General features: G+C 29.4%; 11 protein-coding genes and 1 pseudogene. 5 read left to right on the plus strand and 7 right to left on the minus strand.

Features of this window, described 5'->3' with window-relative positions; all coding sequences use genetic code 11:
• Window positions 1-141: 141 nt before the first annotated feature.
• Entirely contained in the window at window positions 142-1,017 is an 876-nt protein-coding gene (ispE, locus tag ERCISPPS3390_RS01990) for a 4-(cytidine 5'-diphospho)-2-C-methyl-D-erythritol kinase (RefSeq protein WP_197095173.1), read from the minus strand.
• A 9-nt stretch (window positions 1,018-1,026) separates the two neighbouring features.
• Window positions 1,027-1,611, minus strand: a complete 585-nt coding sequence (gene lolB, locus ERCISPPS3390_RS01995; RefSeq protein ID WP_231517345.1) for a lipoprotein insertase outer membrane protein LolB — start codon at window positions 1,609-1,611, stop codon at window positions 1,027-1,029.
• A 1,769-nt stretch (window positions 1,612-3,380) separates the two neighbouring features.
• Between lolB and prfA the strand changes: the two genes are divergently transcribed.
• Both prfA and prmC read left to right on the plus strand, forming a co-directional pair.
• Window positions 3,381-4,460, plus strand: a complete 1,080-nt coding sequence (gene prfA / locus ERCISPPS3390_RS02000) for a peptide chain release factor 1 (RefSeq protein WP_197095175.1) — start codon at window positions 3,381-3,383, stop codon at window positions 4,458-4,460.
• 5 nt (window positions 4,461-4,465) lie between these two features.
• Entirely contained in the window at window positions 4,466-5,296 is an 831-nt protein-coding gene (gene prmC, locus ERCISPPS3390_RS02005; protein WP_197095176.1) for a peptide chain release factor N(5)-glutamine methyltransferase, read from the plus strand.
• A 35-nt stretch (window positions 5,297-5,331) separates the two neighbouring features.
• On the opposite strand, the gene secF is transcribed toward prmC, so the two are convergent.
• The 3 genes from secF to tgt form a co-directional block, all read right to left on the minus strand.
• Window positions 5,332-6,288 carry a protein translocase subunit SecF gene (secF, locus tag ERCISPPS3390_RS02010; RefSeq protein WP_197095177.1) on the minus strand — a complete coding sequence of 319 codons (957 nt, stop codon included), beginning with the start codon at window positions 6,286-6,288 and terminating at the stop codon, window positions 5,332-5,334.
• A gap of 7 nt (window positions 6,289-6,295) precedes the next feature.
• On the minus strand, window positions 6,296-8,131 hold the full coding sequence (secD, locus tag ERCISPPS3390_RS02015) for a protein translocase subunit SecD (RefSeq protein WP_197095178.1): 1,836 nt from the start codon (window positions 8,129-8,131) through the stop codon (window positions 6,296-6,298).
• An 829-nt stretch (window positions 8,132-8,960) separates the two neighbouring features.
• Window positions 8,961-10,070 (minus strand): tRNA guanosine(34) transglycosylase Tgt, encoded by a 1,110-nt coding sequence (tgt, locus tag ERCISPPS3390_RS02020; RefSeq protein ID WP_197095179.1) that lies wholly within the window; start codon window positions 10,068-10,070, stop codon window positions 8,961-8,963.
• A 439-nt stretch (window positions 10,071-10,509) separates the two neighbouring features.
• Between tgt and ydiK the strand changes: the two genes are divergently transcribed.
• On the plus strand, window positions 10,510-11,601 hold the full coding sequence (ydiK, locus tag ERCISPPS3390_RS02025; RefSeq protein WP_197095180.1) for an AI-2E family transporter YdiK: 1,092 nt from the start codon (window positions 10,510-10,512) through the stop codon (window positions 11,599-11,601).
• A 237-nt stretch (window positions 11,602-11,838) separates the two neighbouring features.
• Here the strand turns inward: ydiK and ERCISPPS3390_RS02030 are convergent, their stop codons facing one another.
• Entirely contained in the window at window positions 11,839-12,531 is a 693-nt protein-coding gene (locus tag ERCISPPS3390_RS02030) for a phosphatase PAP2 family protein (protein ID WP_197095181.1), read from the minus strand.
• Between the two features lie 1,304 nt (window positions 12,532-13,835).
• Here ERCISPPS3390_RS02030 and ribA point away from each other — a divergent pair.
• Window positions 13,836-14,426, plus strand: a complete 591-nt coding sequence (ribA, locus tag ERCISPPS3390_RS02035; RefSeq protein WP_197095182.1) for a GTP cyclohydrolase II — start codon at window positions 13,836-13,838, stop codon at window positions 14,424-14,426.
• A 2,033-nt stretch (window positions 14,427-16,459) separates the two neighbouring features.
• A pseudogene (gene mrcB, locus ERCISPPS3390_RS02040) lies at window positions 16,460-18,730 on the plus strand (bifunctional glycosyl transferase/transpeptidase); the annotation flags it as partial.
• A 1,268-nt stretch (window positions 18,731-19,998) separates the two neighbouring features.
• On the opposite strand, the gene ppk1 reads toward mrcB, so the two are convergent.
• Window positions 19,999-22,065 carry a polyphosphate kinase 1 gene (gene ppk1 / locus ERCISPPS3390_RS02045; protein WP_197095184.1) on the minus strand — a complete coding sequence of 689 codons (2,067 nt, stop codon included), beginning with the start codon at window positions 22,063-22,065 and terminating at the stop codon, window positions 19,999-20,001.
• Window positions 22,066-25,292 lie beyond the last annotated feature (3,227 nt).

The following is a 25,292-nucleotide window of genomic DNA, read 5'->3' on the forward strand; positions in this document are numbered from 1 at the left end:
TTATTTTTTCTATTTTCTTCTGAATCTAATAAAGAATCAATAATCAGCATTTATTACTTAGCATGGGTTATTTTTCTGTCAGCGCAAAATAGACAGCTATCATGCCATCAGCATGATGACAGAACGATAACGTAATAATTATCATTTAACTTTTTTCTCAAATCGCGGTACATTAATATTGTATAATGGAGATAAGTTGACTCCTCGAGCAATAAATCCAACCCATCTTTTAGGAACCAAGCTTAATGTCTGATGAGCTAACAATTTAGTAGAAAATTCTGCAAACACACATGACCCCGTGCCAGTTAAATGAGGGCGAGCGTGCAGTCTTACCCACGCCATAAGTTGTTCAATTTCATTACAATGATTTCTAGCAACAGTTTCACAGTCATTATGTGATTCACCTAATAATAAATCTCTAAGCTGACGATAGGGTGTGTTCCTAGTAAGGCAAGGATCATTAAAAATTTGAAAGGTATTGATACTAACATTAGGGTAAATGACTAAATACCATTTGTTAGAAAGAACTATGGGGGTCAGAAGTTCACCAATCCCTTCAGAAAAGGAAGATAAACCGTAAATAAAAACTGGTACATCAGCACTAAGCTGTAACCCTAAATCTGCTAATTGCTCTACACTAAAATTTATATTCCATAAATAATTCAGCGCTACTAATACAGTCGCTGCATTTGACGAGCCACCACCTAAACCACCACCAATCGGTAATTTTTTTTCTATTTTTAAAGTGGCCCCAGCAAGATCAGGTAATTCTCCGCATAATTTTGCCTTATCACGTAATAATTTTGCTGCACGGACAATGAGATTTTTATCGTCTAACACACCAGGTAAAGATTCTAATAATATAATTTCACCACTTCGATTACTTTCCACAAAAAGAGTATCACCATAATCAAGTAATTGAAATAAAGTTTGCAGATTATGATAACCATCAGCGCGCCGACTAATAATATGTAGAAATAAATTCAGCTTGCCTGGAGAAGGCCATTTAGTTATCATGATACTTTCCTATTGATCCAGTTTTAACTGAATGCATTGATTAGCCTGGTGTAGCTCAATATGAGAAGGCATTTCTGGTCCATCGAATGTCTTCCGATACCCTAAGTAAAAAATATGCAGTTGAGCGCGTGATGTGCCAAAACTTAATTCACGTAAATGAGATTCCGCATCAAGACTAAAATTAGTGGAATCCCCAGGTAACCCCATGATCCACTGACTAAAATTATTTAGTGAAATCATAATTCCAGTTAATTTATATATTATCTTTTCTGCATTTTTCTCGTTAACAACACATTTACCGCCTCTATTATAAATATAGACCAATTTATCTTTTTTTTCTAATTCTAACTCTGTCATACCTAATAAATTGGTCAATAAAAATTTATAGTGATAGGGTGAAATTTGTTTCCAATAGAAACGAGCCAATAGTTTTTGATTATGAGAGTAGAAGAATAATGTACCATGAGCTTGATACTGATTAAGCGCTTGGACTAATTTTTTGTGATGGTTCCATTGTGAATTGATATTAGTCACATTAACAACTTTTGTTATTAAGCAATGATCTTCGCTGCAAGCTGCTAATAATATAAACAAAATACAAATTAATCGCTTCAAGCTAAAACAGAAAAATAATAATAACATTATAGACTAGGATCCTTAAGAGAAGCCGGTTTAATGATAGTAATACGTCCCCGCTTTAATGCTGGTTGATCACACTAACCTATAAATAAATATTTTTCTTGATAAATCTCTTATTATGTTCGTTACATCCGTTCTATTAAGTGATCTAATTTTACTTATTGATTATGGTGATCTTATTTAGTTTTAAACTATATGAGAGATATATTATTTTAGTTAGCACAAGATATGCATATTCATTTCATATGAATTTTTCAAACATTAAAACTTTATATTCTAGTTTTAGAAGTATAAAAATATTATCTAGCTGACACCTAAGTGTATTATACTTTAAAGTGTTCCGAGAAGATAATTAAGATATCTGCTTTAGGTATCTTGATAGATTTTGGATTCTCTCAAAAAATATTTGTCAATTGATGCTAAAACTATAAACACGACCAAAGTGATTTTATCAAATATAAATAATTAGAGTATTAGATGTATAATATTAAATTAGATAGATTATAGCTTACTAAAAATTCTGGATTAATTCAAAAGATGAGTATATTTTTTACAAAAAGATACAATATAGATTATAGAAATAATTTTCTATACAAAATTTTATATCAAAACTAAAAAATGCATGGAATTTTATAAAACGCTCAATCTCTATGTCACAATAGGTTATCTTTACATACCTATATATTTATAGAATTAAACTATTCTAATGCATAAAAATCACCTTGATCGAAAAAATAAAACTTATTTTATTATCTCCTATAATTTATTTGACCTTCTATTAAATATAAAAGACAATACACAATCACTATTAGTTTTTGGCTACAGCTAAAAATTCAGAAGGTTATTATCATACATGCATAAAAATATTTAAAGTAAAACAGTATATTTATTGATATAATCAATAGTATTGATCTACTATATCAGATGCAAATAATATTTTTTATGCTTGAAAATTTGATAAAAATCAGTATAGATTGCTTGTGGAAATAGATAAAATGATAATGATTTATCTAATCATAACAACCATATCTTCTTACTTGAAAAGAATAGTTATATAATAGTTAGAGATTTATATCTTCACGACATTAATATAAAAATAACCTGTATACTAGTAAAACTTTACAGGCTTATTTCATATCAAGTGATAAAATTTGTTTGTCAATTGAATAATTAATATTCAATAAATATATGCAAGTTGATTTATAAGATCACTTATTTTGATTCAATCAAAATAAATCCGTCTAAATAGTGTTTAATTATAGAAAAAGTATATCTCAAATTTTAAAATGCAATCTTGCTTTGAAGAAACGTTCAGAGTACATTCCATGTCACGTATAATAAAAAAAATTCCTAAGAAAACATTATCCTTTTGGAAAATAAACATTATGTTCTCTGGCACCATGGAACACTCAACGATTAAGTTATTGCTTTGCTAAGCATCGTTTGAGTAATTATCATTGATAATTCAAGAATATTCAAAATTTATTCCGTTACCTCTATGATAACTATTATCAATAAGATTTTTATGATAAATGAGTATATGATTTTCACTAAATAGTCTTTTGTATTAGCAAATACGCTATATAGCGAAAAAGTTTTAAAAAAGAAAGATTCAAGTCTTAAAAATGATAGTGCGCGTTGTTTATTTTTAATAAAAAATATTATTTTAATATTACCTGTTACCTTCATAAGATCAATCAGATTGATAAGGTATGTATATACATATGAAGCTCTCGATAATATCTAAATTAGAGTCCTTACAAGAGCGTTATATAGAGCTTGAAACAATGCTAAGTGATTCTAGTATAATTTTTGATCAAGAACGTTTTCGAATACTATCCCGTGAATATTCGCAGTTAACAAATATTAGTCAATATTTTGATAAATGGAAAAAAAACCAAGAAGATATTAAAAATTCTAAAGATATGATGACTGATGATGAAATGCGTAACATAGCACAAGAAGAGTTACAAGCATTATATAAAATTAATAACTATCTGGAAAAACAGCTACATATTTTTCTTTTACCTAAAGATCACACTGATCAACATAATTGCTATTTGGAGGTACGTGCTGGTACAGGTGGTAATGAAGCAGCAATCTTTGCTGGTGATCTATTCCGTATGTATAGCCGATACGCTGATTCTCAATGTTGGGAAGTTGAAATCATGAACGCTCATGAAGGTGAAATTGGTGGCTATAAAGAAATTATTACCAAGGTGATCGGCAAGGGTGCTTACGGGCGTCTTAAGTTTGAATCTGGAGGTCATCGTGTACAACGTGTACCAAATACTGAATCTCAAGGTCGCATTCATACTTCATCATGCACCGTAGCGGTAATGCCTGAGCTTCCAGAAATTGAGCTTTCAGTAATTAATAGTAATCAATTAAAAATTGACACTTTCCGTTCTTCCGGAGCTGGAGGACAGCATGTTAACACGACCGACTCAGCAATTCGAATTACTCATCTTCCAACAGGAATGGTTGTCGAATGTCAAGATGAGCGATCTCAACATAAAAATAAAGCAAAAGCTCTTTCAGTTCTTGCTGCGCGTATACATAACGCAGAAAAAATTCGCTGTCAGCAGACTACAGCTTCTACACGTCGTAGTTTACTAGGTAGCGGTGATCGATCTGATCGTCATCGTACCTATAACTTTCCAAAAGGGAGAATTACCGATCACCGTATCCAGTTAACTATATATCGTTTAGATGAAGTGATGGAAGGAAAACTAGATGCCCTTATTGAACCGATTATTCAAGAATATCAAGCAGATCAGCTAGCATCTCTTGCTGATGAGTAAGATTTATGAAGATACGTGAATGGATGAAGATTGCAATAAAACAACTGCAACACAATGAACATCCACATCGCGATGCAGAAATTCTATTAGGGTTTGTGACAGGTAAAGCTAGAAGCTGGTTGATTGGCTTTGATGATAGTATTCTTTCGTCCTGTAGTCTCTTAAAGCTTGAAAAATTATTAGTACGACGCTCTTCTGGAGAGCCCATCGCATATCTTACAAAAAAACGTGAATTTTGGTCTCTTTCATTACATCTTACATCTGAGGTAATGATCCCTCGCCCAGATAGTGAGATATTAGTAGAACAAGCATTAACTCATTTGCCAAGTAAAGGTTGTCATATACTAGATTTGGGTACTGGTAGTGGTGCTATAGCACTAGCTATAGCTAGTGAACGTATAGATTGTTCAGTTTTAGGAGTTGACTACATCTACTCTACCGTAAGATTAGCTAAATATAATGCCAGAAGATTAGGTTTAAAAAATGCTACTTTTATCTTAGGTAGATGGTTTTCTACTATAAAAGATCGGAAGTTTACTATGATTGTTAGCAATCCACCTTATATAGATATCACTGATCAGCACCTTCTAGAAGGAGATCTCCGCTTTGAACCAAAACATGCGCTAGTTTCTGGTGATAGCGGTCTTTCTGATATTAGGCTAATTATAACAGAATCAGGAAAATATTTAATACCCGGAGGATGGCTCCTACTAGAACATGGCTGGAAACAGGCTAACATAATTCGACGCATTATGAATGAAAACCAATTTTGTGAAATATCAACCTTTCAAGATTATGGTGGAAATGATCGTGTTACTTTAGGACGCTCCCTGTGAGATACAAGCATTGATATGAAATAAAAAATTTAAAATTATTCTTCTATTGCTTTATCTTCTCTATTACTGATCAAGTGATCTCTTTGCATCCCTAATTGCAAGGCTAAGGCAGAAGATATATAAATAGAAGAAATTGTGCCAATAATAATACCAATCAACATAGTTAATGAAAATCCCCTTAGCATAGCCCCACCAAAAACAAATAAAATTAATACCATCATTAAGGTTATAATTGAGGTAATGATTGTCCGCCGAAATGTTTGTGTTATAGAGAGATTAATAATATAAGAAGAGGAAGAAGTAACAAAAAAAATTTTTCGGCAATTTTCACGAATACGATCTGAAACTACAATTTTATCATTTAAGGAATAACCTATTATTGACAGTAAAGATGCAATAATAGTGAAATCTATTTCTATGTGAAATAGAGATAGAGCGCCTATAGTAATTATTATATCGTGTGTTAAAGCTAGAACAGTTCCTAAAGCTAGCCTCCATGTAAAACGGATCGTAATATATAGAAAAATTGCTGTTAACGCTGAAAGTAAAGCTATTCCTCCTATTATTAATAGTTCGCTTCCAACACGAGGACCTACGCATTCAATACGTTTTAGGTTAATTTTTTCTTGAGCCGCATGCTGAATACTTCTGAGAATTTGACCTCCTAAATCAGTATTTAGATACTTTTCTTGTAAAGGTACATGTATGATAAAATCATGACTGCTACCGAAATTTTGCACCTGTATTTTAGTAAAACCAGCTTCTTTCAATCTGCTACGCATGTGATCTAAGGTATCTGGTTTTTGAAGAAAAAACTCGATGATCGTGCCACCAGTAAAATCAAGGCCCCAATCAAAACCACGTGTACTAATGATTATTACTGATAGCATTAATAGGAATGCTGAAATAGAAAAAGCTATTTTCTTCCAATTCATAAATTGAACTACTTTTTCTCTATAATTTACACATTTGCTATCATTTTGTTTAAACATATTACCTTCATATGGATAATTTATTTATTCGTTTTCCGCCATATATTAAATTAATTATGGCACGCGTTCCTATTAGTGAAGTTAACATAGAAGTAGCTATACCAATCCCAGTAGTAATTGCAAAACCCTTAATTGAACCAGAACCAACTACATATAAAATAATTACTTTAATTAACGTTGTTATATTGGCATCTAGGATACTTGAGAAGGCTGCTTTATAACCGATATGAATAGCCTTTTGTATAGAATATCGATTTCGTAGTTCTTCTTTAATGCGTTCGTTAATTAACACATTAGCGTCCACGGCTACCACTAAAGTTAAAACAATACCTGCGATACCTGGCATGGTAAGAGTGGCACCTGGCAATATTGACATGCATGCTACGATGAGTATTAAATTAGCCAAAAGTGCACAAGTGGCCGCTAATCCAAATATTTTATATCGAATGATCATAAACGTAATAGATGCAACAAGACCACATATACAGGCCTCTATACCTTGTTTAATATTTTGTGATGCCAGACTTGGACCAATAATGCGTTCTTCTACAATTTGTATTGGCGCAGTTAAAGCACCGGCTCGTAGAAGTAACGAAAGTTGACGCGCTTCTTTTGGATAATGTATTCCGCTAATGCGGAAATAATTACTAAATGAAGACTGAATATGTGCCAAATTAATAATCTCATCATGTTTTTCTAAAGAAAAATGAGTGTTTATATTACTTGTATCGTGCTCTCTATATTCAACAAAGAGAGTTGCTATTAATTTACCTATATGACCCCTGGTAAAGCGAGACATTATATTACCACCTGCATTATCTAGTGAAATATTAACTTCTGGCTCATTATATTCATTAGTACTATAAGTAGAATCTATAATGTGATCTCCAGTTAAAATCACTTTTTTATATAAAACCACTACTTGCCCATCACGTGTTTTTTTTAATTCTGAGTTATTCGGTATAGCTCCATAAGCATCGACCGTAGAGTTAACTAAACGAAATTCTAACATCGCTGTAGCGCCAAGAATTTCTTTAGCGCGCGCAGTATCTTGAATACCCGGGATCTCTACTATGATGCCATGATCCCCTTGTCTTTGCACAAGAGTATCCGCCAAGCCCAATTGAGTCACGCGATTTCGTAAAATATGTATATTTTGCTGTAATGCATGTTCGCGAGCAATCTGTATGTTCCGATCACTTACCCTAACTGTTAATAAATGATTAGAATGTTTTTGAAAAACCATATCAGAAGGAAAAGAAATCAAATATTTAGTAAATTTATCACAAGATGCCTTGTCATGAAAGCGTACTGAAACTTCAAATTGATTGCTTTTTTTGAGATCGATATAATGAATACCTTGTGTAGTTAGCTTTTGTCTTAGTTTGTCTAGGGTATTTTCTTGCAATTTGTGCATTACAGTATCCATATCCACTTTCATAAGAAAATGAACACCACCACGTAAATCCAGACCAAGTTTCATTGGGTTTGCGGATAACATGGCCAACCATTTAGGTATTGCCGGTGCAAGATTTAGAGCCACTATATAATTCTTTCCAAGAAGTCTACTAATGACTTCCTGTGCTTTCAGCTGCAGATCAGTGTTTATAAAACGTATTAAAATATCTTCAGCGCCAAAGATAAAAGACTTGCTTTGAATATTGTTTTGTTTTAGAACGTTTTGAATATTCTCCAGAACATTTTTATTTACAATATTTTTACTTGTGCTAGTAATTTGAATAGCTGGGTCTTCCCCGTACAGGTTAGGTAACGCATATAGTAGACCAATGAGTAATATAAAAATTAGCATGAGATACTTCCATAAAGGATAACGATTTAACATGGAAGCGTCCTTAATGAAAAATAATTACAATGTTGTGATGACCTTTAAAACAAAATAAAATTATATTGTGCGTATGTTATATGATAATTAGAGGTCGGTGATATATAATATGTTTATACTACTTATTTTATTAGTTAGACTATCACATTTTATAGCATGTATAGTCTATATGTGAGATATATAAAATATTTTTTTGCTACGCGTTATATTTTCCTGCTGTTTATTGAAAATATAGAAGTTTTCTTAGAGCAGCTTTTTGTAAAAATATTTCTACAGAGCTATTTAATACACATCCTTCAAAATATAACTCTATTAATTGTCAGATCTAATATATTTTTATTAATTTTGGACTTTTGTGAAATAGTAGACAATCCCTGAAGGGTATTTAAATTTATTTTTAAAGAAATAATATTTATTATTATATTTTACGTCTATCAATTACAACACAGATTGGTCTCTTTTGTTTTAACTTACTAAATTTTACAGCTTTAACACCTAATTAAGTGTTATTTTTTTATTTTCACTTATTTTCTATGAATTTATTGTTTTTTATACTTATTTCATAATACATCACCGTAAAGCATGTGACGATAATATTTAGATTATTCTTAATCTAAATGATTAAGCTTGGTTTATACTATATGAGGAATCTGTTAACCCATGATCACATAAAGTATAAGTAGCATCTAATCATAACCACTACTCTATTAGTAAATTTTTCACCTTACTAGAAAAATCATTTAATTTCTCTCTGAAAAGATTAATACCAATTCTGTATGTTACAGACCACAATTATTTATTAAATAATTAACTTAATGCTTTAGTTATACTATGTAGCGTAACCAGTCTTATCGTAAAACTGATTAATAAATGTTTTAAATGTACCTTCTGAAATTGCTTTTCGTATATTTAACATCAAATCCTGATAATAATGCAAATTATGAATTGTATTTAAGCGTGCACCTAAGATGTCATGACAACGATCAAGATGATATAAATAAGAACGACTATAATTTTTACAAGTATAGCAGTTACATTCAGGATCAAGTACTAACGTATCATCTTTATATCTTGCATTGCGGATATTCACTACACCATTAGAAACAAAAATACATCCATTACGGGCATGACGGGTAGGAACTACACAATCAAACATATCCACACCACAAGATACAGCTTTTACAATATCCTGAGGCTTACCAACGCCCATTAGATAACGAGGCTTTTTTTGAGGCAATATTGAGCAGGCATGCTGAAGAATGCGATGCATGTCCTTTTTTGGCTCTCCAACCGCTAAACCCCCTATAGCATATCCGTCAAATCCAATATCTAATAAACCTTGCATGGATATCTCTCTTAAATCTTCGTACATACCTCCCTGAGTAATACCAAATAATGCATTGGGATTACCTAAAAAATTAAAGTAACTCCGACTACGTTGCGCCCAACGCAGTGACATTTCCATAGAGTTTTTGCTATAGCTCCAAGAAGATGGATACGGGATGCATTCATCAAAAATCATAGCAATGTCAGCATTTAGTATATATTGTATTTCCATTGATTTCTCTGGATCAAGAAAAACAGAGTCACCATTAATTGGATTACGAAAATAAACCCCTTTCTCACTAATTTTATTAATTCCCTTCAAACTAAAAACTTGAAACCCTCCTGAGTCAGTAAGAATCGGGCCTTTCCAGTGCATAAAGTTATGTAAATCTCCATTTATTTTAATAATTCTCAATCCAGGGCGTAACCATAAATGAAATGCATTGCTAAGAATTATATGAGTACCTGCCTCTTGAAGCTCTTCTGATGTGAGCCCTTTAATAACTCCATAGGTTCCAACCGGCATAAATACTGGTGTCTCTACTATACCATTTTGAAAAATTACTTGACCACGACGAGCGTGTCCATCAGTAGCATCTAGCTTGAATTGCACCTGTCCTCCATCAAATTTTACTTATAAATACATTGTAATATACTTTCAATATATACTATACGACATTAATACGTATATTATTAGTTTTACATTTCTTAAATTTAATTATTAACTAAAAAAGAAATAAAAAGTACTCTTTTAATATTTATATCTTTGAGTAAATGTTTTATTTAATGTGTTTATTTTTAAAATAAAAAATTATTTTATGTTTAAGATTAATATTAAAGTTTATATAATCATACGATACCTATAGTAATCAATACGCACAAATAACTTGAGAAAAATTACAACACTTAATGACACATTGATATTAGTAAATAAATATATATATTTTAAATTTTTTATAAAAAGATTTTTTATACAAGCATATATAATTTTTATTTTTAACTAAAAATAAAATTTTATCTAAGTACTTAAAATTATGGTTTTTAATGAAAAAATGCAAAAAAATAGAGATCTAGTAAATATTATCTTCTCATTTTTTTTTATCTCTTTTATGAGCATGATGTGTTTATGGATACTAAAACCATTTATTATTGGTTTCACCTGGGGTGGCATAATAGTTATCGCTACGTGGCCCCTGTTTCTTAAAACTCAACGTGTATTTTGGAATATAAGGTTTCTCGCTATTTCAGTTATGGCATTAACTTTAATTTTAGTTTTTGTTATTCCAATTATCTTGTTTATTCACAGTGTTATTAAAAATAGCAGTCTTCTTATCATTTGGTTAAATACTAATCACTTTAAAAGTCCTGAATTATATTGGTTAAATAGTATTCCAATAGTAGGGCAAAAATTTTATTTATATTATCATAATCTTGTTGATACTAGCGGCAAAACACTAATTTCACAGTTACAACCATACATTGGTCGTACCACCAGTTTTATTGTTAGTCAAGCTGAGCATTTAGGCCATTTCATGATCCATTTAGGGCTCATGATAACTTCTAGTATATTTTTTTACTGGTTTGGTGATAAGATAGAAAATTACATTCAATGTCTTTCTGTTAGGGTTGCACCACGTTATGGTAAGACTACAATTTTACTCGGAATACAGGCGATAAGAGCTGTAGCTTGTGGAGTGGTTATTACTGGATGTACGCAAGGATTACTAGGTGGCATTGGATTAAGTATATCAGGCATTCCTTTTTCAACTATTTTAACTGTAGTAATTATTTTTTCATGTTTAGTTCAGTTAGGGTCTCTGATTATATTAATTCCGGCAATTATTTGGTTATATTGGACAAGTAATAATACCGAAGGAACAGTATTATTGATCTGGAGTGTTCTAATAGGCGCTTTAGAGATTTTTTTACGTTCATTTTTAATTAAAAAAGGGATAGATTTACCTATAATGTTAATTCTTGTCGGTATCATTGGGGGTTTGCTTTCTTTTGGTATAATTGGGTTATTTGTGGGTCCTGTGGTTTTAGCGGTATCCTATCAACTGATTCTATCTTGGATAAAACAAACTCCTACATTATGTGATAACGATGTTAATCTAATGGATCAGAGTAAGATTGAAAAGTAAATTATTATTCGATTAATTTAAAAAATCATTTAACTATGCCGACCTATTGTAAAACAATAAAAAAATCAGTTAATAAAATAACTACTAATTTAATTTATAAAAATTAAAAAATATAATCATTAAGTTATTTTAAAAAAAATCACCTTTAAATATTTTAATAAAAAATGCTAAATTTGATTGTTAAAAACAAAAAAATCAGTTAATTATATAACAATTTAGAGATCGCCTTTGATTTATTTATTGTATCTTTTGTTTGTTAATATTACTAAGTATTAAAGCTTTCGCACGATGTAATAAAAAAATTGCTAGAGTAACTATCAACCAACTGAGCATAATAGCAGCTAACAAATCTTTTGGCCAGTGCATGCCTAATAAGAGTCGGCTACCCATGACAGCTACAGCCCAGATCAGTAGAAGCAGAATAAAAAAATAGCAATGACGCGACCAAAGAAGACCCACCCCTAATAATGCCCAAGTAGTAACAAATAGCGTATGACCAGAAGGAAAAGAAAACTTACTGGCAGAAAACCAGTGATGCATTAAACGAGGCGAGATATTTTTGTTATAAGATAGAATCTTATACAGATTTTTTCGCGATTCTGCATATTGTTGCTTACGATATTTATGTATCTCTGAAGAATAATTCTTTGCAATCCATACATCATAAGGACGAAGTGATTGAATTTGATTCTTTAATAGACTTTTTACACTTTGCCCAACTAATGAAATAAAAGCTAAAAAAACTAATAGTAATAATAGAGGATATGGGCGAGATTTTAAACAAAAAGAAAAATAACCGAAAAGAAAAATATTAGTTAAAATAACCCAAGGATAGGTAGCAGATTCAGTAATCCAAAGCGCTAACTTAATGTTAGAACTCATGTTGACAGGTTCCCATTGCCATCCAGATAGAGCCACTGCTATGGGCATGAATAATAATACTAATGTCGTGATAGTAATATATTTTATAGTTTTTATCACAGAGACCTTGTTTAATATAAATTCAGATAGTGATATCTCAATTGTGTAAGAATTTTTAAAACTAAATAAAGCTATCAATCTTAAATAGTCTGTATGTAATGCATATTACTAGATAAATATAATAATATTATTTACAACATGAAATGTATACATAATGTTATTATACCATAATATTATCTCGTATCTACTAATCAAGTTTTATCAGAATATCTCGTTAGTCTGGTTCTTATGACATACAATGCAATCTTATCATGAAGTTAGTGGCTTAGGGGCACACTATTTTTACTTGAATATTTTATCTTTTAATCGTAAAAAGCAACATCTAAAATAAAAAAAGAAGATCAATATTTTTTGATTTCCTGTTATACTATACCTTTCTAATATCTATCAAAAAATATAGTAGAATTAAAATTAACTAGATTTTTTATTTTTTGTAATTAAACTATGGTCACGCCACTGAATAATAAGAATTCTTCTTGTTTAAATAAATAATTGAAATATTAAACTATATTTAATAGAAATGTATTTCTATATTAGATAATATCAATAAAAATAAAATTTTATGAATTTTATAATGATAATGACAAAATAAGTCAAAGTTTAAATATGATTTGACTTTATTTATAATTATATTTTAAGTAAAAACATCATATGTTATTTGATGAATTCATAAAACAAAAAGAATACTGAACCTACTTAATCTATTTATAGATATACTGAACCTACTTAATCTATTTATAGATAAAGATAAAAGGTCAACATTAAAATAATTTATTGATACTTATTTGTGATCTATGCTAATACATAACATTACGAAATATTATATTTAAAAAATTATATAAATTATATAAATTATTCTTCTTACTTTTGTAAAAAAAAGCAAGATCAGCGTGTAGACTAGCGTTATTAATCTAATTATTTTAAAATTACTCATAAAATGAGATAATTAATTCGCAACCTAAAAGTGTTCTGAGCATTAACCAGAAAACATCACATGCTACTATTTGTTTTACTATACTATAATACGTGTATCACTATATTTCTATTACTATAGGAAATACATATGATTCTCATATAACATTAATTTTAATTGACTTCATAAGAGTCCTCAATTATTAAAGTTATATGGTATATATATTGCATGAAGTTAGTAATGTTGCAACAGAACGTGGTTGATTTATTATTGCGTATCGTTTGATTATTATTGTATATACAATCAATCCGCGTAACCTTAAGATTTTATGGGGATTTATATGCAACTTAAACAAGTAGCAGAAGCAAATCTCCCTACACCTTTTGGAGATTTTATTATAGTGGGTTTCGAGGAACTCAGGACTAGAAGGGACCACATCGCTTTAGTATTTGGGGATATATCCACTACCATGTCTGTTCTAGCGCGTGTTCACTCAGAATGTCTGACAGGCGATTCGTTATTTAGTCTCCGCTGTGATTGTGGCTTTCAATTAAAGGAAGCGATGAGGCAAATTTCTGAACAAAAAAGTGGCATTTTACTTTACCACCGCCAGGAAGGACGAAATATTGGACTATTAAATAAAATACGCGCTTATACTCTTCAAGATGAGGGATACGATACAGTAGAAGCAAACCATCAATTAGGTTTTGCAGCTGATGAGCGTGATTTTACTATATGTGCGGATATGTTCAAACTACTAGGAGTGCAAAATATTCGACTATTAACTAATAATCCACATAAAGTAAAAAAGCTTACTGAAGCTGGAATCAAGATCATTGAACGCGTGCCTTTAATTGTTGGACGAAATCCAAATAATACGCATTACCTAGATACTAAGGCGATTAAGCTAGGACACCTTTTTATGCAATAAACAGCTATTTTTACTAAGAGCAGATGATAATGTTTTTCTATAAGATATAAAATATCTATACTTAGTCGATTTTTTATACAATTTATTTGGAATTTTGGATAATATTATCTCAGTATAAGAGAGAAATGTTATTATCGACGATTTTATTATTAATGGACTAATATTAATTCAGATATGCATCCTATAAAAATAATATTAAATCTTCTAGTACTGCTAAGTCTCTTTGTAGTATTCGACTCTTATCATCCAATTAGATATCAATCAGACTATTATCCTATTTTATAGCTATATATTTAAATAAAAAATTTTCTAAAAATATTAAAAACGATAAAGTAAAAGATGATAACAAGCTATTTCTACTCCATATTTAAATCAACTAAATCTATCCAAGTATTTTATAAAAAATCATTTTACGCCTAATAAAAATTAACTATGTCTATAACTATAGAAACAGAGAATATAGGCTTATGACGTGTTATTTTACTATAGGTCCTTGTATGATGCAAAATATATATATTACAAGAGCAACCGCGCTAGATCTAATGAAAATATTTATTTTGTGCTGAATTGTGTGCAGCTTTACCATAAGTTTTAAACTTACATTAAGCGCATGCCCTAGTTAGAAATTATTTTCAGAACGTACTATATAATAGTCACTCTCAATTAGGCGTTTGATCACCTTTTTATTAGCAGTTTTGAATAAAACTAGCAAGATACTATGACTAGTAAAATAAAGTTGACATATGATGTAATAAACTAGCTGCTTTATAAGCTAAAAATAAGAACACCACATTACGTTCAGGTTTTTTATAAAAATCATTATTTGTTATAGAAACAATCTAAAACGCAACATTGGTAGATTATACCAATATCAGTAATAAATTATCTGTTAAATTAACACATTAGAAAAAATCATAATCAAAACTTATTCAATACTGAATGTATAAGGATTTATGTTATATGTGACTTATTCTGAGTTCTGATAATAATGTGCATGACTAGATGACTAATTTTATTATCGATATGCGTGTTATGATAGATGATGCTCATCATCTAGATCAGATACTCTGAATAAAAATACAAAAGACGTGTAGCGTATCTTTATCAGAAGTGAGTTAAAAAGCTAAGGTATATAAAAATTCTTGAATTAAGTTATTTTAATATATTCGTAATTATTATTTATCATTATGTAATCTAATTACACGCTCATAGTAAATTTTTCGTATATCTTCTTATATGTATATATAAAATAAACCCATAGTTTATATTTTTATATAAACGATTATATCAAATTTTATAAGTGAAATAATATTTTTTATAAAAAATTTTATTGGCACCATGACGGTAATCAATTATCTCAATATTTCAATGCTTAGATTAAATGCTTAGAATGGGATTGGATTAACTTTAAAAATATTTCTATATCACCAGTGTCATTATATGACATTATTATCTTAATAAAATAAAAAAATCCAATCCAACGTAGACAGTCAGTTTCATTGATAAGGCCATAAACAGTAAAAATTATCCTAATATAAAAGTATATACCTAATGTTATTGTTTTATATTTCCGCAGTACATTTAGTATAGATAAAGAATCATTTTATAAAGGTTCTTGTCTTCATATAGATATTAGAGATGATATTCTAATATTTAGCGCCTTATTTCCGTGCACAAATATGTAGTAATCTACATATTTACATATATATAAGGTAAAGTAATTGCACAATATCAAGTAAAACATAAAACAAATTTTACCTAGAATGCTTAAAAATATAAAAATACTATATGCATTATTTTAAAAAATAATAGGTGCATACTATATACACTTGAGGATTATCAACTGATTGAAGAGAACATAAAGGTATTGCACATTAACCGAACGGAAGATAACAAAATTTTAGAAATAAAAAATAAACTAAAATAATTACAGATTTAAGCGAATAAGGTAGAATATATAGGAAAAGTATGACATGCAATAAAAAAACAGAACATTCTGCGCTTGAAATAAATATTTCATGAAAATAATTAAGAAATATTTATTTACGGGTTTTTTTATAATCATAGTATATGGTTTTTGGCTAGATTATAAAATACAGTGTCGCATTAATGGAAGAATCTGGCGACTTCCGGCTGCAGTATACAGTCGCATAGTGACTCTTGAGCCAAATATGTCATACACTCAGCAAAATATGATCGCTTTACTAGAAGGAGCACAATATCGCAAAGTGACACACTCTTTGCATCTTGGTGAATTTACCGTAAAGAAAAATAGTATTGAAATGATTCGTCGTCCTTTTGCTTTTCCAAAAAGTCCAGAAGCAGCAAGACATGTTTGCCTTGCTTTTAGTAATAATTGCTTACAGAAAATACAGGACCTTGATAGTGGTCATGATTTACGTTTTTTTCGTCTTGATCCTCGTTTAATTACCTTTTTAAGTGCCCCAAATAGAGAGCAGCGTCTTTTTTTAGCACGATCTAGTTTTCCAGATTTTTTAGTTAAAACACTGCTAATTACTGAAGATCGTCACTTTTACCACCATGCTGGTATTAGTTTACATGCCATCGCTCGAGCTTTTTTAATGAATATTATTGCTGGACATACAATACAAGGTGGTAGCACCCTGACTCAGCAATTAGTTAAAAATCTATTTCTCACCAATCAGCGTTCACTATTGCGTAAGGTTAATGAAGCCTATATGGCTATAATTATGGACGCACGATATAATAAAGATCGAATTCTTGAGCTATATTTAAATGAAGTCTATCTGGGGCAGGTTGGGAGCAATCAAATCCATGGATTTCCTTTAGCAAGCCTTTATTATTTTGGACGCCCAGTTAATGAGCTTACTTTAGATCAACAAGCATTATTAGTAGCCATGGTAAAAGGTGCATCATTTTATAATCCATGGCGCAATCCAAGCATAACATTAGAGCGTCGTAATTTGCTACTACGACTTGTAAAACAACAGAATATAATAGATTCAAAATGTTATATAACATTAAGGGCTCGAGCGTTAGGAGTGAATCATGAAAGTAATTTAATGGCTACACAAGCATCATTTATGCAACTGGTTGATCATGAGTTACAGGCTAACTTAGGAAATAAAATTCAAGATGTTTCTGGGATTAAAATCTTTACTACACTCGATCCGTTATCACAAGATTCAGCTGAAAAATCGGTAAGAGAAGGTGTCGCAATCCTACGCAAAGAAAAAAACATTAATGATTTAGAGAGCGCAATGGTAATAGTGGATCGCTTTACTGGAGAAATACGTGCAATGGTAGGTGGAAGTAACTTGAAGTTTTTAGGGTACAATCATGCATTATGCGCACATCGACCCATTGGTTCCTTAGCGCAACCTGCAATTTATTTAACTGCATTTAGTCAACCGAACACCTATCGTTTCAATACTTGGATATCTGATAATCCTATCCAATTAAGACAGCTAAATAGCAAAATATGGGGATCAGAAAACAATTCTCAATTATTTAACGGCCGTGTCATGCTAATAGATGCACTGACTGATTCAATAAATATTCCTACAATTAATCTTGGAATCACATTAGGGCTCCGTTCAATATTTGAGACATGGAGTAGACTTGGTGCACCAAAAGATCAATTAAAACCTCTATCTGCGATATTATTAGGGGCTTTAAATCTAACTCCAGTCGAAGTAGCTCAAGCATTTCAAACAATTTCAAGTGGTGGTAATTATTCAAAATTATCAACGCTATGCGCTGTTCTCTCTGAAAATGGCATAGTGCTTTATGAGCGCTCACCCAATACAATTCGTAGTTTTTCGCCTCAGGCGGCGTATTTAACATTATATGCTATGCAGCAAGTAGTTGACCATGGTAACACCGAGAGAACTCTTGGAGCTTTACATCCTGCAGCTCATTTAGCAGGAAAAACGGGTACCACGAATTATTTAACAGATAGTTGGTTTGCAGGTATTGACGGAAAAGAAGTTACCATCACTTGGGTTGGTCGTGATAATAATCAGACTACCCAACTATATGGTGGAAATGAAGCCATGCAGATCTATCAGCGCTATCTTACAAAACATACCCCATGGCCATTAATACTCACTCCGCCAGAAGATATCACGCTAATGCCAATAAATACTTCTGGTAACTTTGCCTGCAAAAATGACACAATCAGCCAATACTTTCCGATATGGACAACTATGAATCTACATGGACTTTGTCAGCATAGCGAAACACCTCAAAAAAACTATAGAAATAAATTTACTGCTCAAATCAAGAGCATGTTTAACCGATTTATGACAGGCGTGCATTAATAATATTAATAAAATATATCAATGTATATTATATTACATATGTTTTATATAAAATGTTATTGCTTTTTTATATAGGATGTCTGCATTGGAATGTAGTAATGATGTTTGTGTGAATATCCAACACTATTTGAATATACTTTTTACAAATAGATTTATTATAAATATATATAATAATTAAGCTTTACTTAGATTATTAAATACAAGTAATTATAAAATTAGAGGAATAGGTAGATTAATAAAGATTTTTCTCTTTTTAAAATTAGAAAACCTATGTTCTAATTTATCTTAATGAGTATCTCTTATAGATAAGATAAGAGAAAGCAATATTATTAATATACTATATATATTATAAAAAATCTAAATTTACTATATCGATATAGATTAGATGAATAAGCTTATTTTAAAAGATTCTTAAAATGACATTCAAGTATATACATAAAACTATTAGATTGAGAAAATAGTTATCTGAATTTTCGTAGAGATAATTCACTACAGAAAGTCTAATTCTGATATGATAGATGTTGATTTTATAACCCATATTATCTAATAATCATACGCCATTTAATAAAATTAAAAAATCATAAAATTCACAGAAATATAATATATATATTATATTTATAATATAAACCTATCCATAATGATAAGATTTTTTATGTTCTATATTGATAGATTCCTCTTGCTATATAACGCATAATCTAAATTATCCATTAACAAAAGCTATAGAGTTCAACATAAGTTATATGATCTTTTAAGTAATTTTTATTAAATTGTATAATGAATATTAGTATCACTCTAAAAATCTTAGGCATGATTTTTATTAAAATATACAAGAAATAGATGCTGCTCTGTCGAATTGATTTATCTTACCTTATTAATAAATCTATCAAATAATTGATCATTAACATCTCTTATTTATTAACACGATTTTAATTATCTACAAATTTCTTCATTTTAGTATAGTACACATACTAATTCTTATTTTATTTTACTGAAGATAAAATTATGAAAATTATATTATTTAATTAACACAATGACTTCTCATATTTACTAAAAAATATATTAAAGTATGAGAAATTTGTGATAAATGTTAACTATATTCAGAAAATCCTATTTTTTATGTCTAGATTAGAGCTCTTTATGAAAGACATCTCCTTAATCACAATTAGTATATATTAAAATTTTTTTAACATTAAGATGTTATCTTTATGAAAAGATAATTAATAAAAACTACCATATTTATTTTTTGTATTTTTTTGCGGTATAGATTATTAATCCACTTGTGCAAAAGATTTTATATATTTATAAATCGCTATTTGAGAGCGAATCTTGCGTCGTCTACCTTGTGGTACATAACGATTACTTAGGTTTTGATCAATAAAACGAGCTTTTAAATTATCATTTTTTAGGATCTTTATTATATCTATAATCCGTTTCTTAAGAACAGGATTGAGTATAGCTACTCCAACTTCTATACGATCATCAATATTACGTGTCATCCAATCTGCTGAAGATAAGAATACTTTGGTTTTTAATCCATGACGAAAAATATAAACACGATCGTGTTCTAGATAGCGATCAACAATACTGATCGCGCGAATATTGTCACTAACTCCTTTTAGTTTTGGTATGAGAGTGCACATACCTCTAATTATTAGATCAATTCTTACACCAAAACTAGAAGCAGTATATAAACGATCTACCAACCCTTTATCAACTAAATTGTTCAATTTTAGGGTAATTGCAGAAGATACACCTTTTTTTGCATGAGTAATTTCATTATCGATTAATCGATAAAGACTATATCTCGCATTTTGAGGTGAAACTATGAGGTGTTTGAAATTTACTGGGCGATATGGGTTGGCAATAAAATGAAATACTTGTCTCACTTCATTAGTAATGCGTGCGTCAGCGGTTAAAAGAGAATAATCGGTATATAATCTTGCAGTTTTTTCATTAAAGTTTCCGGTGCCAATGTGCGCGTAACGGTTAATTTCTCCATTTTCAAATCTTGAAATTAAAAATAATTTAGCGTGAATTTTTAAACCTGGCGCTGAGAAAAGAACATGAACCCCAGCTTCAGTTAACCGCTTAGCCCAATGAATATTAGCCTCTTCATTAAATCGAGCCTGTAACTCAACTACGACCGTAACTTTTTTTCCATTATATGCTGCGTGAATCATTGCGTTAATAATACGTGAATCTTCAGCAACGCGATAAATATTGATTTTAATTTCTAGTACAACGGGATCAAAAGATGCCTGATGCAGAAGATCTAGAACATGCTCAAATGTATGATATGGGTAATACAAAAGAATATCGCCAGTACGAATAGCATCAAATCCATTTAAAAACCGATCAAATCGTAAATGTCGCAGCTGTATTAAAGGTTTATGAAATAAATGAGCCTTGCCAACATTTGGAAAATTAATAAAATCTTTAAAATTATGATAACGCCCACCTGGTAAAATAGAGTCATATTTAGAAAGATTCAGTTTATTACGTAAAATATTAACCATAACATCTGGCATGTCGCTTTGATAAATAAAGCGCACTGGTTTAGCGGTTAATCGTTGTTTTAGGCTAGATGACATTAACTCTAATAAGCTGGATTCCATTTCAGTTACTAAGTCATACTCTGCATCACGGGTCATTTTGATAGCATAGGCATTAATTATATCATATTTAAATAATCCATAAAAAATGTCCTCTAAGCAATAACGTAAAATATTATCTAGCAAGATCATTGGTTTTCGACGACGAGGTAATTCTGGAGGTAAATGCACAAAGCGTGGTACTTTATCAGAGGGAATCTCAAGTAAAGCATATTTTATCTCTGAACCATATATAATTTCAACAGATAAATAAGTGTAATTATCTTTTAATAACCTCATTAAATCACTATCAGGATTAATTAAAATAGGAGTGATATGTTGTCGTAACTTATACTTAAAATAATGCCTTAACCAAATTTTTTGATTCTCAGCTAACTGACGCTCGTTAATTAAAAAAATTTCATTACGTGCCATTTCCAATAACAAATCATTATATAAAATATTTAATTCCTGATCAAATATTAATACCCGTTTCTGAATTTTTTTTAGTAACTCATATGAAGCACCTGGAATATCTTGCTCTTTGCTGATTAGGATACGTCGTTTTAGATCTGAAAATTTAACCTTATAAAATTCTTCTAAATTGCTAGAATAAATACCAAGAAAACGCATACGTTCAATTAATGGATTGGTTTTATCAGAAGCTTCTTGTAATACTCTTTCGTTAAAAGATAACCAACTTAATTCTTTTTCTATATATTGATGATCCTGATACGTTGTCACTCTATGCCTCTCTGTGGGGTTCAGGTGTTTTATTAGTTTTCAATTATTATGAACCCAACATGTTAGCACTTTCTAACGTATGATCTTAGTAGTATAAAATATGCTAATGAACAATTATTGATTAATTTATAATAATCTGTTCATAAAAAGTATAAATAGTATTTACGGTAAAAATAATTCTTAACAACCAACTCACTGTGTAACATCTGATATTCTTAATAATTATTAATAAAAAAATAAAATAAATATTGATAGATGACTTTCTTATTCCAAGATTTATTTAACTTCTCTATTATGCAATCTTTTCTAGAGTATTATTATCTATTTTATTTTTATAAACATATCCATATTTCTATATCATGATATGCATAAAGAAAATCTTTAGACTCTTCTTCTAAAAGTTAACGATTGCGAAGTTATTAAATTATCCCGTGTAATTTTGTGATCTTCTAAAACAGAGGTATCTTGTCTTTTATTAAAAATATTATTAAAACTAATTAATGATCATAAAAAGATACAATAATATTGTAAACCGATATAAGCGTCCTTTTAGTTAAAAATGACATGTTATCAACATATTAAGATTTTTTTACAGTGTGCACTGTATGAAACAACGCGCTATCTGTCATAACATCTATATATCTATCAAAGTAATTTATGAAGATGTAAATTATCAAAACTAGTGGACTAAAAAAAATCTGGATACTTATTATCCCGTATTCCACGATAAACTTACAAATTAAATGAATTACTTCAAGACCTGCTCACCGTTAAAAGATAATATACTTAAAATATATTACTAAATACAAAATTATTTTACTGCGCTGAAAAAATGATAAGCCTCATGAGTACTATTATATCTTTGACAGTGAATTAAAAACATATAGTTTATAGTCGATCAGTTTTACTCACTTCTTGTAGTATAAAAAATAATGTAATTTCTCTGTCACTAACGCCACTTTTTCAAGGTAAATAATTAAAATAAGTAACGGCAATATAAGCTATATTTCATGATAGCTCCAAGATAAGAGTTTTTAATCATATGAGTACTATTAAGTTTATAAAAATTAATAAATATCAAAAGAATTAAAAACCATCTAATAATACATAAAACTCAGCATATATTAAAATACAATATTGTACTCAATTAAATAGTGTGTAGTCTTCATATAAGCTGTATACGCTGTACTTAACTACAAGGCAATGGATCTATTGAATTAACTTAATAAAAATATAGAAAAATATTATATCGATTTAGGTTTTAATTTCTTAGAAATGTATAAAAACAACATAAATAAATATTTTTTAATATTTATCTCTAAAACTTCTGCATAATTTTACTATTATATTTTATATTTGATATTTAATTAGTATTTAACCCTTGGTAAATTTTAAAATGTTAGTACGTATATTAAAACTAAAAGATTTGAAATGTAACTTTCAAGTGAAATCTTGGTAGTGTCAAAAAATAACTTACCTGCCACAGATAACACGGGTATGTGTTTTAAGGTAAAAGTACCACATACCTGCATAAAAATATAATATATATCACTTTATTTTATATTGGTTAAACCAAAAAATTTTTATATCATTTAAGTTATACTGGCAATATAGTAGAAAAACTATTACGCATAACAGGTGATTAATTCACGCCGAGTTACTAAAGTTATGGACTGTCATAATATAAAAATAACCACCCATTCTATAGAATTAGAATGATATCTTCTAAATTACCACTATTAACCTATCGTAATGTTAAGATTAATTTTTAATTCTACTTTATCAGTTCACAAAGAACGGAGATATTATTGGTTACTTAAAACCATCTTAGTAAATTCTTTGGAAAAGCAGTAACCGTTACTATAGTTTGTGTAACAAAATTTAGCATATATGTTTTAAATGAACGCTTGATACTAATCATATCATCAGATGATGATGTAATAGTAATATCTATTTTAAATTAAAATATAGTTTTATTAATAATATGTTATATATTGAAATATTTTTTGAAAAATCAAATGGTATGGTTAATGAAAAATTTTAAAAATAGATAATTTGATATTATAGGTAAAACGTGATATACATTACAATGTAAACATATTTAGCAGAATCTAAAACATGTATTTAAATCTAAGATATTTTTACGTATTTTTATAAGTGGTAAATAATATAATAATATTAATTTATGATTTTTTTAAACATACAAGTATATTTGAATTAATACAAGAGTCTTTCTTTAGTTTTGTCTTTATCGGGATTCGATAATATTATATTACGTGCATATTTATCAAATTTATTAATACATTATTAATGTAGATCTGCATGATATGAAGATATTCAGTGTCTATGTATGTCAGACCCTGCATCAAATAGATTTTTTATGATCTCTAATAATGGATGCATTTTTTAAAATAAAAAATCAGAAAAATAGAATAATTTAATCATATCCTAATACTGATACTGCTTTTTAAGTCCCTTAAAAATGCGAAAAACGTTGCCTGAACTGCTCAGTAAAAAATAAAAAATAAACATAGTTCCTAATATGTTGATTGTGTGTTTATTTTTTAATCATGAAGTTAGCGTGCATTACTAATTTCAAAATCAAAATCTGAGCTAAAGGCGCCCTTTAAATGTACATTAACAAGAAAAACTATAAAAATTTTAGTACTCACCTAAGTAAACTCACTAAATATCTTATCAAATTTCTCTTTATATTTATCTTTAAAAGTCAGAAATTATATTTGTGGTAGTATTTTACTTTTAGAATCTAAATATCAATTTTCTCTCAAAATTTTTTCATAATATCACTAATAAATGACATTTTGTATCTTGTCTCTGTTAATTCTCTAAATTAAAATCTTTATATTAACTAAAGATCTAAAAATATAAGCTTATGTATTACAAGAGAATCTTGCATTCAGAAAAGAATACAGAGCAATCCACTTCAACATAATATTCAATATCAATAGTCCAGTGGAAATAATATTGAATCTTCTTGATATGTTTAATTAAAACCACCATTTAAATATCTTTATATTATAAAAATTTAGTATGCATACTTAAAAAGTTAAACTAACGATTACAGATTGGAATAGATAAAAAACATGTTTTATCTTTCTACGTATTATATACCTAATACATTAGAAAGGACTTTGCCTACTGGATGTTCCTAATGAATGTATAATTATTATTAGATTATCAAATCTGATATAAAGTTCATAGTTTAT

The organism is Candidatus Erwinia haradaeae (genome assembly GCF_900698885.1).
Taxonomy (GTDB): domain Bacteria; phylum Pseudomonadota; class Gammaproteobacteria; order Enterobacterales; family Enterobacteriaceae; genus Erwinia_E; species Erwinia_E haradaeae_H.